8 protein-coding genes are annotated in these 13,305 nt (G+C 52.6%); 3 read left to right on the top strand and 5 right to left on the bottom strand.

Translation table 11 applies throughout. The annotated features are described in order from the left end of the window. Positions 1-283: 283 nt before the first annotated feature. From ACFWUL_RS03525 to glf, 3 genes are all read right to left on the bottom strand, one after another. On the bottom strand, positions 284-1,357 hold the full coding sequence (locus tag ACFWUL_RS03525) for an IS630 family transposase (protein ID WP_416176725.1): 1,074 nt from the start codon (positions 1,355-1,357) through the stop codon (positions 284-286). Between the two features lie 681 nt (positions 1,358-2,038). After that, the gene (locus tag ACFWUL_RS03520) at positions 2,039-3,436 is read right to left on the bottom strand and encodes a glucose-6-phosphate isomerase (protein ID WP_416177817.1); all 1,398 of its coding nucleotides are present in this window, start codon (positions 3,434-3,436) and stop codon (positions 2,039-2,041) included. Between the two features lie 966 nt (positions 3,437-4,402). Continuing rightward, positions 4,403-5,527: a UDP-galactopyranose mutase gene (gene glf, locus ACFWUL_RS03515; RefSeq protein WP_416177816.1), complete on the bottom strand. Its 1,125-nt coding sequence runs from the start codon at positions 5,525-5,527 to the stop codon at positions 4,403-4,405. A gap of 716 nt (positions 5,528-6,243) precedes the next feature. On the opposite strand from glf, the gene ACFWUL_RS03510 reads away from it, so the two are divergent. Then, positions 6,244-7,317, top strand: coding sequence for an IS630 family transposase (locus tag ACFWUL_RS03510; protein WP_416176725.1), 1,074 nt, complete (start codon positions 6,244-6,246; stop codon positions 7,315-7,317). Between the two features lie 108 nt (positions 7,318-7,425). Here the strand turns inward: ACFWUL_RS03510 and ACFWUL_RS03505 are convergent, their stop codons facing one another. Both ACFWUL_RS03505 and ACFWUL_RS03500 read right to left on the bottom strand, forming a co-directional pair. Further along, on the bottom strand, positions 7,426-8,643 hold the full coding sequence (locus tag ACFWUL_RS03505; protein WP_416177815.1) for a type II toxin-antitoxin system HipA family toxin: 1,218 nt from the start codon (positions 8,641-8,643) through the stop codon (positions 7,426-7,428). Next, positions 8,640-8,954 carry a helix-turn-helix domain-containing protein gene (locus tag ACFWUL_RS03500; protein ID WP_297019596.1) on the bottom strand — a complete coding sequence of 105 codons (315 nt, stop codon included), beginning with the start codon at positions 8,952-8,954 and terminating at the stop codon, positions 8,640-8,642. The genes ACFWUL_RS03505 and ACFWUL_RS03500 overlap by 4 nt, the downstream gene beginning before the upstream one ends. A gap of 915 nt (positions 8,955-9,869) precedes the next feature. On the opposite strand from ACFWUL_RS03500, the gene ACFWUL_RS03495 reads away from it, so the two are divergent. After that, positions 9,870-11,192, top strand: coding sequence for an IS4 family transposase (locus tag ACFWUL_RS03495; RefSeq protein ID WP_416177617.1), 1,323 nt, complete (start codon positions 9,870-9,872; stop codon positions 11,190-11,192). A gap of 1,070 nt (positions 11,193-12,262) precedes the next feature. Continuing rightward, positions 12,263-13,225 (top strand): dTDP-glucose 4,6-dehydratase, encoded by a 963-nt coding sequence (gene rfbB / locus ACFWUL_RS03490; RefSeq protein WP_416177814.1) that lies wholly within the window; start codon positions 12,263-12,265, stop codon positions 13,223-13,225. The last annotated feature ends 80 nt before the right edge of the window (positions 13,226-13,305 follow it).

Raw genomic sequence — 13,305 nt, 5'->3', positions numbered from 1 at the left:
GTTGCAAGGAAATTATAACATTTCCATCAAAGGGGACTCTTCCCTTTTCTATCCAGCAGGGGAGAAATCCTCTACCGAGAAACATTTTACACTAAGCAAGATAGGGGGAGACAACGGCTCCGCCGCTATTGGAATCCTAATGACTCTGCACAAACAACGTGAAATTGCCACTACAGCAGGCTCTCTTCCCAGAAGAGAGCTGCCCACGGGGCTGAGAGATGGCGATGGAATCTGATGGGTCCGGCCCGCAGGGCCTGTTCACCTGGCCACCAGCTACTAGTGTCTAATTTCGTAAGTTTCCGATTGTATCCCTAAGTTGCGAACCCTTGACCTCACGTTTTTTCCAGCGGAACGGTTCTGCATGCTCATTGTAGGCAGCAATAAACTTTTTAATCGCTGACACAAGATCCGAAACAGAGTCAAAACTTGCCCCTCGGAGCACTTTTCGCGACATAATGTTAAACCATATTTCCACTTCATTCAGCCAGCTTGCTGACGTTGGTGTGTAATGAAAATGGACATTAGGATGCTTTTCCAGCCAGTCGTTTAAGCGCTTGTGCGTGCAGTAATTATCGACAATAATATGATATTGCACTTTGTCTCCACCCGGCTCACTTTTCAATAAGTCATCTAAAAATTCTTCAAAGTCCTCTCTGGTTTTTCTCTTTGTTGTCTTTCCATAAATTTGTCCGGTAGCTACCTCCAGTGCACCGAATAAATTTATTGTTCCATTCCTCCGATATGTGCTTTTCAACCCGCGCACAATTTTCTTGTTATGAGTAAGTACATATCCTTGGGCTCTACTTAAGGCCTGTATCGATGGTTTCTCATCAACGCTGATTACGACAGCATTCTCTGGCGGGTTCAAGTAAAGTCCCACGATATCAGCAGACTTTTTAGTAAACTCCGGATCAGTACTGACACACCAGGAACGCTGCCTTGCCAGCTGTATTCCTTCCTTTCTCATAAGTCGCCAAATGGCAGCCTTTGAGACATTCAGAACTCTTGCCAGTGTAGGACCATCCCAGTGTGCTAGCCCGTCTGGAGGCGCTTCCTTCAGCTTATTTAACACCATTTCGCGGAATTCCGGTCCATATTGAGCAGTACGGCCCCGCCTTTTCTTATCCTGTAGTCCAGGGATGCCCTGTTCAGCGAAACGATTCCGCCAAAGGCTAACGGTATTGGGGCGTTCCCCCAACTTAGCCGCGATATCCTTGATTTGCATTCCATCAAGACATAGAAGAACCATTTTTGCACGTCTTACAATGCGATGCTCTGTTTTTTGAGAGTTTACGATTTTATGCAGTTCTATGCGTTCGCTTTCGGAGCAGCGTATTTGCTTAGCAACTTTTGGCATAACGTTATCCCCCCCTGCAATTTGCATTTATCTGGAATAAGTATACCATTATTTGCTGTGTCCGGCAATACAATCTATTATTTATGAAATTAGACACTAGCTACTGATTCGCCGCAGGCTGACTTTAACCTCCCCCATCTATGGGGGAAAATCAAGCGAACGGGGCTCGCAGGGAGCCGAAGGCGACTGAGAGCCCCGTGAGACGCTTTCCCAGCGAAGTCGGGGGTGGGCGAGCATAGCGAGACGGAGGGGGCTCTCGCTAAAGTTGCTCCTACCGTTTTCCACCAATCCCCCCAGCCGCTTGCGCGGCCACCCACCCACCGCTGACGCGGTCCCCCCTCCCTCTAAAGAGGGAGGGCTGGTGGGTGTTTCATAAGGCGGCGCTTCCAAAATCTGTGCGCCGCCACCTTTGCGGCGAAGCCGCGGACCGTCAGCGCCGCAGGCTGTTCATCTTTCCTAGCCGCTAGAAGCTAGCAGCTAAAAGCCCCCATCCGTTCACACGCCCCTCAGCCACAGGACAACCGCGGCAAAGCCGCTAAAGACCTAGACCTAGACCTAGACCTAGATCTAGACCTAGACCTCCAGGACCTCCGGCCCAGGACCTCAACTCTCAACTCTCAAATCTCAACTCTCTAAAAAACAAGCCGCTCCCAACGGATGAAAGCGGCTTTTCTCACAAAACTATTTATGTTCCACAATATACTTCCGGAGATCCTCGTGGAGTATCTTCTTATAGTCCTCCACCCCCGGCTGGTCGTAGGGGTTCACATCTTCCAGCGCCCCTTCGTAGGCGATGGCGAGGAAGAAGAAGTACATGAGCGCCCCCACGTGGAAAGGGGTGAGCTCTTTCATGGCGATATGGCAGCTCATGCGCCCCTCGGAAGCCAGGGCCTCTTCGTTCGCCCGCCGGGCGGCGTCCAGCATGCGGCTCATGGGCACGGGGCCGGTGGCGTCTTTTTCATTGCACTCCACTTCCACGTCCCTTGCCGGTTCCTTCACCGAAATGAACTGGACCAGCTTATTCTTCTGTCCCTGCTGGTGTTCCTGGGTGAGGGAATGCATGTCCGTGGTCCCCACCGAAGCCACCGGAGTCCGGCCGTTGTACACTTCGTGGCCATCCATGTCATATTTCTTTCCCAGGGACTCCCCGAGGAGCTGGGCGTACCACCAGCCAAGGGACCGCAGCTTGTCGCCGTAGGGCATGATGATTTCCGTGGCAATGCCGTAGTCCTTCATGGCGATATACTTCAGCGCCCCCAGGAGGAGCGCCGGGTTCTTATCGATTTCCTCACTCCGACAGGCCTCTTCCACCATGGCCGCCCCCTGGAGGAAACTTTGGATATCCATGCCCGTGAGCATGCCAAAGACCAGGCCCACCTGGGAGAACACGCTGAACCGGCCGCCGATACCGTCAGGCACCGTGAAGCAGGGGAAATGGTTCTTTTCCGCCAGGGGACGGATCCGGCCTTTTTCTTTATCCGTAATGGCCATGAGATGGAGCTCACACTCTCCGCAGAGCAGCTTTTCCAGTCCCCGCACCGCAGACACCGGCTCGATGGTAGTACCGGACTTGGAAATTACCAGAAGCAGCACATGGAGCCTGCGGCCTGCCCGCTTCCCTTCCCGGTGGATGCAGTCCGCCAGTTCCACAAGGCTCACGGGATCCACATTCTGGCCGGCGAAGTACACCTTCGGATACCCCTTCCGCTCTTCCTTCGTCATTTCATTCCAGTAGGGTCCGCAGAAAAGGTCAAAGAGCGCCTGGTTCCCCAGGTACGACCCACCGACGCCGATGGAAATAAGGATATCAACGTCCTTCGCCTTTTCCCCGAGAGCCAGGAGCCACTCCTTCTCCTCCTTCGAAATGAGCAGGTCCTCCTCCAGAAGATAAGGCAGGTGCGGGAAAAGCACAGAGGACCCATCGGGCCCCTTCCCGGTGACCCGGATCCCCTCCACCGCCTCCGCCGCCCGGCGGATGTCCTCTCCATACCGCGAAAGGTCCCCGGCGGTCACATTCCACTTTTCTCCGAACATATGGCTTACATCTATATATAATTCATTATTGATGCTGTTACTCATGCATGGTCCTCAAAATTGTCACTAAAAAAACACCGCCACCCACACCCCGAAGAGCGGCAGATTCTCCCTCCAAACATATAGTATATTTATTTTATCATATTATAAAGGAGATTGGTAGCGATAACCGGTGGCCAGGCGACGTGCGAACGGGAGGAACTGACGGGTGGATAGGCGGCGTACGACCATGCGGGGGCTTCTAGCTCCTAGCTGTTAGCTTCTAGGAAAGCTGGCCCGCCTGCGGCGCTTCCATCAGTCCCCATCCGCGGCTCTCGCCGCGAAGGTGGCGGCGCACGAATTGGGACGCGCCGCCTTACTGATACACGCCAGCGGCTCCGCCGCAGTTGGGATCCTACTGACTCTGACCCAAACGCGAGAAAGTGACTCTGCACGAGGCTCCCTTCGCCGAAGGGAGCTCCCCACCGGGGTGAGGAATCGCGGTAGGGATTGAGGGAAATGGGCATTTAAGCCGTTAGTGAGAAAAAAACATCAGAATCCCTCTGTCTGCTTCGCAGACATCCCCCTTTGAAAAAGGGGGACTGTTGACAGCGGCAACGCCGCTGGCCAATCTTTCCTAGAAGCTAGCCGCTAAAAGCTAAAAGCCCCCATCCGTTCGCACGCCCCTCAGCCACACAAGCGCTGCAGGCTGACTTTAACCTCCCCCATCTATGGGGGAGGTGCCCGCAGGGCGGAGGGGGCTCTCGCTAAAGTCGCTCCTACCGTTTCCTGCCAATCCCCCAGCCGCTTCGCGGCCACCCACCCACCGCAAGCGGTCCCCCCTCCCTCTAAAGAGGGAGGGCTGGTGGGTGTTTCATAAGGCGGCGCTTCCAAAATCTGTGCGCCGCCACCTTTGCGGCGAAGCCGCGGACCGTCAGCGCCGCAGGCGGACCAGCTTTCCTAGTAGCTAGGAGCTAGAAGCTAAAAGCCCCCACCCGTTCGCACGCCCCTCAGCCACAACACCCCATCCGTTCACACGCCGCTCAGCAGCCCTTTTGCACACTGCAGCGCCCGGTCGATTACCGCGTCCATATCGTAGTACTTATACTCCCCGAGCCTTCCGCCGAAGGTGACTTTCATTTCCTGATCCGCCAATGCCCTGTACTTCTTATAGAGTTCCCCGTTCTTTACATCGTTCACGGGGTAGTAGGGTTCATCCCCCACTTTCCATTCCGACGAATATTCCCGGCTGATCACGGTCTTCGGCAGGTCATTTCCCTCTTCGTCCTTCCCGAATTCGAACCACTTATGCTCGATGATTCGGGTCCACGGGGTCTCCCTATCCGTATAGTTCACCGCCGCGTTGCCCTGGAAGTTCGGCATGTCCAGCACCTCCGTCTCGAACCGCACGCTCCGGTATTCGAGAGGTCCCAGGTCGTAGTGGAAGTAGGCGTCGATGGGTCCCGTGTAGATTACGTGGTCCGCGAGACCATCCAGCTCTTCCTTATTCTCCAGGTAATCCACGTTCAGCCGCACTTCGATACCTGCGAGCATATTAGCCACCATTTTCGTGTAGCCGCCGATGGGGATGCCCTGGTAAAGGGCGTTGAAATAGTTGTTATCAAAAGTAAGCCGCACCGGCAGCCGCTTGATGATAAACGCCGGCAGCTCCGTGCAGGGACGGCCCCACTGCTTTTCCGTGTACCCCTTGATGAGCTTCTCGTAAATGTCGGTACCCACGAGGGAAATGGCCTGCTCCTCCAGGTTCTTCGGGTTCGTGATGCCCGCCGCCTTCCGCTGCTCCTCGATCTTCGCCGCCGCTTCCTGTGGCGTCACCACGCCCCACATCTTGTTGAAGGTATACATATTAAAAGGAAGGGAATAGAGCTCCCCATGGTAATTGGCCACCGGCGAATTGGTGAACCGGTTAAAAGTGGCGAAACGGTTCACATAGTCCCATACGTGCTTCAGGTTCGTATGGAAAATGTGGGCGCCGTACTTGTGCACATGGATGCCTTCGATGTCTTCCGTGTACACATTCCCCCCGATCTGGGGCCGCCGGTCAATGACCAGCACCGACTTCCCCGCCTCCTTCGCCTCATGGGCAAAAACAGCCCCAAAGAGCCCGGCACCAACGACCAGATAATCATATTTCATGAGTTCCCATTCCCTTCCTGTGTAAATTGCATGATCGCGTTAAAATGCTAAGTCCATTATAACAGAAAAAGAGTTGAGATTTGAGAGTTGAGAGTTGAGGCCCAGCGGCTCCGCCGCAGGTGTCGCATGGCCAGCCGCCGTCCGAACAGGCGGGGGCTTCTAGCTGCTAGCTGTTAGCTTTCAGGAAAGCTGGTCGGGCCCTTCGGGCCAGAACCGTCCCGCGACTTCGCCGCCGTTGGGGCCCTAATAATTCCACCCCAAAAACGTGCTGCTGACACTGCAGTAGGCTCTCTTCCCAGAAGAGAGCTGCCCACCGGGCTGAGAGATGGTGATGGAATCTGATGGGTCCGGCCCGCAGGGCCTGTTCACCTAGCCACTAGCTACCAGCCACTAGCTACTGATTCGCCCCAGGCGAATCACCCTGCAGGGCCCATCAGAATCCCTCTGTCACTACGTGACATCCCCCTTTGAAAAAGGGGGACTGTTGATAGCGGCGAAGCCGCTGACCAATCTTTCCTAGAAGCTAGCCGCTAAAAGCTAGAAGCCCCCATCCGTTCGCACGCTCGCCCACCCAGCAAAGCGCCGCAGGCTGTTCAGCCTTCCTAGCCGCTAGAAGCTAGTGTCTAATTTCATAAATAATAGATTGTATTGCCGGACACAGCAAATAATGGTATACTTATTCCAGATAAATGCAAATTGCAGGGGGGGATAACGTTATGCCAAAAGTTGCTAAGCAAATACGCTGCTCCGAAAGCGAACGCATAGAACTGCATAAAATCGTAAACTCTCAAAAAACAGAGCATCGCATTGTAAGACGTGCAAAAATGGTTCTTCTATGTCTTGATGGAATGCAAATCAAGGATATCGCGGCTAAGTTGGGGGAACGCCCCAATACCGTTAGCCTTTGGCGGAATCGTTTCGCTGAACAGGGCATCCCTGGACTACAGGATAAGAAAAGGCGGGGCCGTACTGCTCAATATGGACCGGAATTCCGCGAAATGGTGTTAAATAAGCTGAAGGAAGCGCCTCCAGACGGGCTAGCACACTGGGATGGTCCTACACTGGCAAGAGTTCTGAATGTCTCAAAGGCTGCCATTTGGCGACTTATGAGAAAGGAAGGAATACAGCTGGCAAGGCAGCGTTCCTGGTGTGTCAGTACTGATCCGGAGTTTACTAAAAAGTCTGCTGATATCGTGGGACTTTACTTGAACCCGCCAGAGAATGCTGTCGTAATCAGCGTTGATGAGAAACCATCGATACAGGCCTTAAGTAGAGCCCAAGGATATGTACTTACTCATAACAAGAAAATTGTGCGCGGGTTGAAAAGCACATATCGGAGGAATGGAACAATAAATTTATTCGGTGCACTGGAGGTAGCTACCGGACAAATTTATGGAAAGACAACAAAGAGAAAAACCAGAGAGGACTTTGAAGAATTTTTAGATGACTTATTGAAAAGTGAGCCGGGTGGAGACAAAGTGCAATATCATATTATTGTCGATAATTACTGCACGCACAAGCGCTTAAACGACTGGCTGGAAAAGCATCCTAATGTCCATTTTCATTACACACCAACGTCAGCAAGCTGGCTGAATGAAGTGGAAATATGGTTTAACATTATGTCGCGAAAAGTGCTCCGAGGGGCAAGTTTTGACTCTGTTTCGGATCTTGTGTCAGCGATTAAAAAGTTTATTGCTGCCTACAATGAGCATGCAGAACCGTTCCGCTGGAAAAAACGTGAGGTCAAGGGTTCGCAACTTAGGGATACAATCGGAAACTTACGAAATTAGACACTAGAAGTCCTCGCCCGTTCGCATGCTCCCCAGCCACCGGTCCCCCGGCCCGGAGGGCCTATCCACCTGGCCACCAGCTACTAGCCACTGATTTCCCCCAGATTCTCAAAACCTGCTGTTTCTTTCGAACAGCTTCCCAAAAATCCGTATTTCATGATTTGGTACTCTATATTGATCTGCCAGCCCAGCATACTGCTTCAATACCATATCCACGAGAATGCGGACTTCCTCTTTTCCCTCCCGGATTCCATAGTAAGGAGCCATTTCTATAGCATTGGTAAGGCTGGGATAGAAATCATTCTCTGTAATAGACAGGGCCATCTCCTTTTGAAAAGGACTGGGATTCATATCATAGGCCGGTGAAAGATGCCATCCCTTATTTCCAAGGAGAAACCCATGATTTCTTAAATGGCAATCCGTATTATTGACGATGATACTGAAGACCATCCGCTTCCAGAGCTCCTGCAGGTCTTTTTCCGGCTGGCAGCCATGGGAACTGATCCACTCAGCAATATCAAGAAAAGAGGCCGCCTCTCCATCCTTTTTCCCTGTCATAGTCATGGCAGAGGCAAAGTGTATTCTCTTTTTGCCCTCCCTGTCAAAACGACGAATCAGGAAAGCCTCGTTTTTTCCCAACTTTTCCAGCCGTGCATCCGGCACTTCTATACCACAGGAAACAGCCAGATCATGAAGTACCATTTCCCAGCACTCTGTATGAAAATCATCATGGAGAGAAGTAAACTTGGCTATCCACAGGTTCCCCTTCTCATCAACCACATTGACCTTCGGCCGGGCGCCGCCAAGAGATGACCCGGTAGAAACCAGGTACTCCAGGTCTGTCAGCTTAAGTATATCTCCACCCCTCTCAAAGGACCGGGATGTGTCTTCCAGGGCTCTGAGCCTTGCCAGCGGTGGGACGGCCATAGGGCTTTCCGCCAGAAAGACTCCATTGGCTGAGAGCCTGAGTCCCCCGGTACGCAGAGTATCGTCTACGCCAAGAAGATAGTCGGAATCGGTAAGATTTGAAGAAACCCGCTTTTCCCTGTCCGCCAGCTCCATTTCCCTCCTCTTCATCAGCATACGTCCCCAACGGTCCGGAGCAGCATCAGAAAAGCATCCCCAAAGCCCATTTTCCGCAAACTGCCTGCCAGGCCAGGGCTGTAAGAACGGATCAAGCATGAGGTTACCATGATCAGAGAGCCAGTCATTGGAAAAAGAGAAGGAAATCATTTCCTTTCCCCTGTTTTTCTCAATAGACAATGTTCCGACAGGCCGGTCTTCTTCCCAGCCCGCATGGACGGTATAATTCATATTCTCCTTCATTCCCCCCTCTTCCTCCTTTCCCTGGTTGGCAGATCGCTATCCTGCATGAGACGGCCCAACGGATCGTCCGCCAGGACCCGGTCCAATTCCCCTGCCATACCGATAGCCATGAGGACATTCAGATAAATACCGATAGCCACAGAAGGGGACCCTTTTTCCACTTCCCATACAGAGCTGCGGGACACCTTCGCCCTTTCCGCCACAGTGGCCACGGAAAGCTTCCTCCTGAGCCGGGCCAGCTTGATGCGCCAACCCAAATCCTCCAGATGCTTCAACACCTGGGGATAAATGATCGTCTTATTTCGTCCCATTGTTCATATTCACCGCCATATCTGCCATTTTGTTCCTAAATAAAAACATCTAAAGATATTTTAGCAGATATAGGGGAAATATGTAAACAGATGGGTGAAAGGGCAGAATTGAGATTTGAGTGAAGAGAATTGAGGTCCAGCGGCTCCGCCGCAGGTGTCGCATGGCCAGCCACCGTCCGAACAGGCGGGGGCTTCTAGCTGCTAGCTGTTAGCTTTCAGGAAAGCTGGTCGGGCCCTTCGGGCCAGAACCGTTCCGCGGCTGACGCCGCAAAGGTGGCGGCGCACGAATTGGAAAGCGCCGCCTTATGATTGGACCCATCAGCGGTTCCACCGCCATACCTTCTGTCTCCAACCGTTTATCGTCATCTCGAGCGGTGGCAGCATGCTAAATAACTCTGCATGTAAGAATCGCTACAGCTACGATGAGTCGAGAGATCTCCCTGGTAAATGACTATGACGGGGTTTTCAAAGACAGAGTTGAGGTAAGAGAGTTGAGAGTTGAGAGTTGAGATCCCGCAGCTCCGCCGCTATTGGAAACCTAAAGACTCTACACAACTAACGTGCAATTGCCACTACAGCAGGCTCTCTTCCCAGAAGAGAGCTGCCCACGGGGCTGAGAGATGGTGATGAGAACTGATGGGTCCGGCCCGCAGGGCCTGTTCAACTAGCCACCAGCTACCAGCCACTAGCTACTGATTCGCCCCAGGCGAATCCCCCCGCAGGGCAATGCTATTCAGTTAAGCGTTTTACACAAGCATACGTTATAACGACGTGTGCTTTTTTTGTGTCTAAAAAAAGCTTAGGTTTACAAAAAAATATAAAAACATCAAAAAAAGGCTTGACAAATCCTCAAAAATTTGAGGCTCCGCCTGTTAGTAAGGGAACCACCCCAATTGTTAACAAGGAGGATTTGTTATGATCAATTTTGAAAAGCAAGTCAGAAAAATTTTTAGGAGCCACGTTCAACATGTTATTGACAATCCCAAGTTGTATGGGATTAACCCCAGATTTTTTACCCGGGTACGGAAATGGCCTATTGCACGTATTCTTTTAGTTATGTATAAGATGCAGACCGGCACCTTGCCAGATATCCTTTTCAAGAATTTCATTGAGATGGATGAATTTGGTGACTCAACTCCTTCTGCGTTCATTCAGCAGCGGCAGAAACTCACGACGGAAGTTTTTACCACCATTTTCAGGAATGTCCTCAAGGACCTGCACCGGTTACTTGAGCTTAAGAGATACCATGGCAAATTCCTTATCGCCTGCGATGGCTCAGATTCGCCCATGCCTACTCCAGTGTTACCTGTTCCAGATGACTGCAGTCCATTTGGGAGGCCACAGTACCATATGGATCATGTAAATGCTTTTTATGACGTTCTAAACCATCTCTATCTGGCAATTACGACTAAACCAAAGCTGTCATGCAATGAGCAGCGCGAACTTCTGGAGCTGGCCCAAATACTGTCCCAAGAGCATCCTATCTATAAACCCGAGGATACGGTCATCATCAGTGACCGTGGTTATGAAGGCTATCAGGTCCTGTGTCTGCTTACTCAAATGGGTTTTGGATACGTCATCCGGGCAAAAGGTCCGAGTGCAGGCATTCTTTCAGCCAAAGGGCTTAATCTCCCGGATGGCATCACCAACAAAGAAATAACAATCAATGTCCATGTAAGGCGCAGTGCCAAAGGAATCTATCATAAGGAATCCAGTGAAAAGTTCCGGCCTGAGACAGATATGATGCTGAGAATCCGCATCGTGTCCTCGGTTTCGCCAAGTGGGGATGTCCAGTATTACCTTACCAACCTGGATATCCGGTCATTTTCTGCCTCAGAGATTGGATGTATTTACAGAAAGCGCTGGCAGGTTGAAACAGCTTTCCGCCATTTGAAATATGGAGTAGGAGCCATCGTATTTCACTCCAAGTTCCTGCTCTATCAGGAAATGGAACTGTATGCGGCACTTACGTTGTATAACTGTGTTGCAGCCATCATAAACCATATTCCTATTCAGGAAATTGATGCACACCACAAGTACCGGTACAAGGTTAATTTCAAAGCAGGAGTTCTGCCCTGCCTGCACTATTTATTCTGTACGGAAGAGCAGGCGAATTCTTTCAATTTGACTAAGCGACTCGAGGCCTACAAAGTAGCTATCATTCACAACAGGCATTACGACCGTGGAAGAATTGAAAAGAAGGTCCATGCCTTCGAGGGAAAACCTACCGGATTCTAAGGAATATTGTCAACTAAGATATCCAAGCTATTAACACGGATAAATCCGAAAAAAATCTGCAATTTTCGGTTCTTTTCGCATGCAATAATCTAACTTGTAAAAATAACTGATGTAAAAAAGATTGTTTAGGCAAAGCAAAAATGGCGAATTTATGGCAAGTTCACAATAATATTGCATCCCTAAAAGACATATTTTGCTCGTTTTTCTCTTAACTTAATAGCATTGCCCCGCAGGGCCCATCGGAATCCCTCTGTCTGCTTCGCAGACATCCCCCTTTGGAAAAGGGGGACTACCTGACAGCGGCTAGCGCCGCAGGCTGACTTTAACCTCCCCCATCTATGGGGGAGGTGCCCGCAGGGCGGAGGGGGCTTTTGCTGAAGTCACTCTGAACGTTTCCCGCATTCCCCAGCCGCTTCGCGGCCACCCACCCACCGCAAGCGGTCCCCCCTCCCTCTAAAGAGGGAGGGTTGGTGGGTGTTTCATAAGGCGGCGCTTCCAAAATCTGTGCGTCGCCACCTTTGCGGCGAAGCCGCGGACCGTCAGCGCCGCAGGCCGACCAGCTTTCCTAGCCGCTAGCAGCTAGCAGCTAAAAAGCCCCCACCCGTTCACAAGCCCCTCAGCCACAAATCACACGGCCCGCAGGGCCTGTCCAGCTCAAAGCTCAAGGCTGAAGGCTCAAAGCTCCATCCGTTCGAACGCTCGCCCACCCAGCAAAGCGCCGCAGGCTGATTTTAACCTCCCCCATCTATGGGGGAGGTGGCGAGCGCAGCGAGACGGAGGGGGCTCTCGCTAAAGTCGCTCCTACCGTTTTCTGCCAATTCTCCAGCCGCTAACGCGGCCACCCACCAGACACCCCTCCACCGCAAGCGGTCCCCCTCCCCTCTAAAGAGGGGCGGTTGGGGTGTCTTTGCGGCGCAGCCGCTTTCCAGCCTTCCTAGCCGCTAACAGCTAGAAGCTAGAAGCCCCCGCCCATTCGCACGCCGCTCAGCCACCCGTCCCCCACTTCCCACTTCTCTCCCCATCCATTACAATACAAGTAACACCAATCCCAATTCCCCAAGGAGGCCCCCATGACCATTCTCGTTACCGGCGGCGCCGGATTTATCGGCGCCCACTTTATTCTCTATATGATGAAAGTCCACAAAGACCTCCGAATCCTGTGCCTGGACAAACTCACCTACGCCGCGGACCTGTCCTACCTCGCCCCGGTGATGGACAGCCCCCGATTCCGCTTCGTGAAAGGCGACATCTGCGACCGGGAGACGGTGTACCGCCTCTTCGAGGAAGAGCACCCGGACATGGTGGTAAACTTCGCCGCCGAATCCCACGTGGACCGGTCCATCGAAGACCCTGCCCTGTTCCTGGAGACAAACATCCTGGGCACCGGCGTCCTATTAGACGGTTGCCGGACATACGGCATCCAGCGCTTCCACCAGGTCTCCACCGACGAAGTCTACGGCGACCTCCCCCTGGACCGGCCGGACCTTCTTTTCACCGAAGAGTCCCCTTTGGACCCCCACTCCCCCTACAGCAGCTCCAAGGCCAGCGCCGACCTCCTCACCCTCGCCTGCCGCAGGACCTACGGCATCCCGGTCACCATCTCCCGCTGCAGCAACAACTACGGCCCCTTCCAGTACCCCGAAAAGCTCATCCCCCTCACCATCCAGAGGGCCCTGACCGACCAGCCCATCCCCCTCTACGGCGACGGGAAAAACGTGCGGGACTGGCTCTACGTGGAAGACCACTGCAGAGCCATCGACCTGATCCTCCAAAAGGGCAAAGACGGAGAGATCTACAACATCGGCGGCCACTGTGAGATATCCAATAGAGACCTCATCCGCCGCATCCTCCACATCCTCGGAAAGCCGGACACCCTCATCACCCCGGTCAAAGACCGCCCCGGCCACGACCGGAGATACGGCATGGACACGAAAAAAATCCGCTCCCAGTTAGGCTGGCAGCGGGAAACGGAATTCGAGGAAGGGCTGATGCGGACGGTTAAATGGTACGTGGAGAAATATAAAGGGCTGTAGGGTAACTGAGGGCCGTGCGTCCGTATGGGGGCTTCTAGCTGTTAGCTTCTAGCTCCTAGGAAAGCTGATTTGGCCCTTCG

Source organism: Dialister sp. (genome assembly GCF_047832375.1).
In the GTDB taxonomy this organism is placed as follows: domain Bacteria; phylum Bacillota; class Negativicutes; order Veillonellales; family Dialisteraceae; genus Dialister.
Note: the sequence above shows the minus strand (reverse complement) of the source record. Positions and strands in the feature narration are given on the sequence as shown.

Excerpts from the sequence above, each read along its gene's own strand:
- glf (WP_416177816.1), bottom strand. The coding sequence starts at position 5,527 with ATGAAATATGATTATCTGGTCGTTGGTGCCGGGCTCTTTGGGGCTGTT.
- ACFWUL_RS03505 (WP_416177815.1), bottom strand. The coding sequence starts at position 8,643 with ATGAAGGAGAATATGAATTATACCGTCCATGCGGGCTGGGAAGAAGAC.
- ACFWUL_RS03500 (WP_297019596.1), bottom strand. The coding sequence starts at position 8,954 with ATGGGACGAAATAAGACGATCATTTATCCCCAGGTGTTGAAGCATCTG.
- rfbB (WP_416177814.1), top strand. The coding sequence starts at position 12,263 with ATGACCATTCTCGTTACCGGCGGCGCCGGATTTATCGGCGCCCACTTT.
- ACFWUL_RS03510 (WP_416176725.1), top strand. The coding sequence starts at position 6,244 with ATGCCAAAAGTTGCTAAGCAAATACGCTGCTCCGAAAGCGAACGCATA.
- ACFWUL_RS03495 (WP_416177617.1), top strand. The coding sequence starts at position 9,870 with ATGATCAATTTTGAAAAGCAAGTCAGAAAAATTTTTAGGAGCCACGTT.
- ACFWUL_RS03520 (WP_416177817.1), bottom strand. The coding sequence starts at position 3,436 with ATGAGTAACAGCATCAATAATGAATTATATATAGATGTAAGCCATATG.
- ACFWUL_RS03525 (WP_416176725.1), bottom strand. The coding sequence starts at position 1,357 with ATGCCAAAAGTTGCTAAGCAAATACGCTGCTCCGAAAGCGAACGCATA.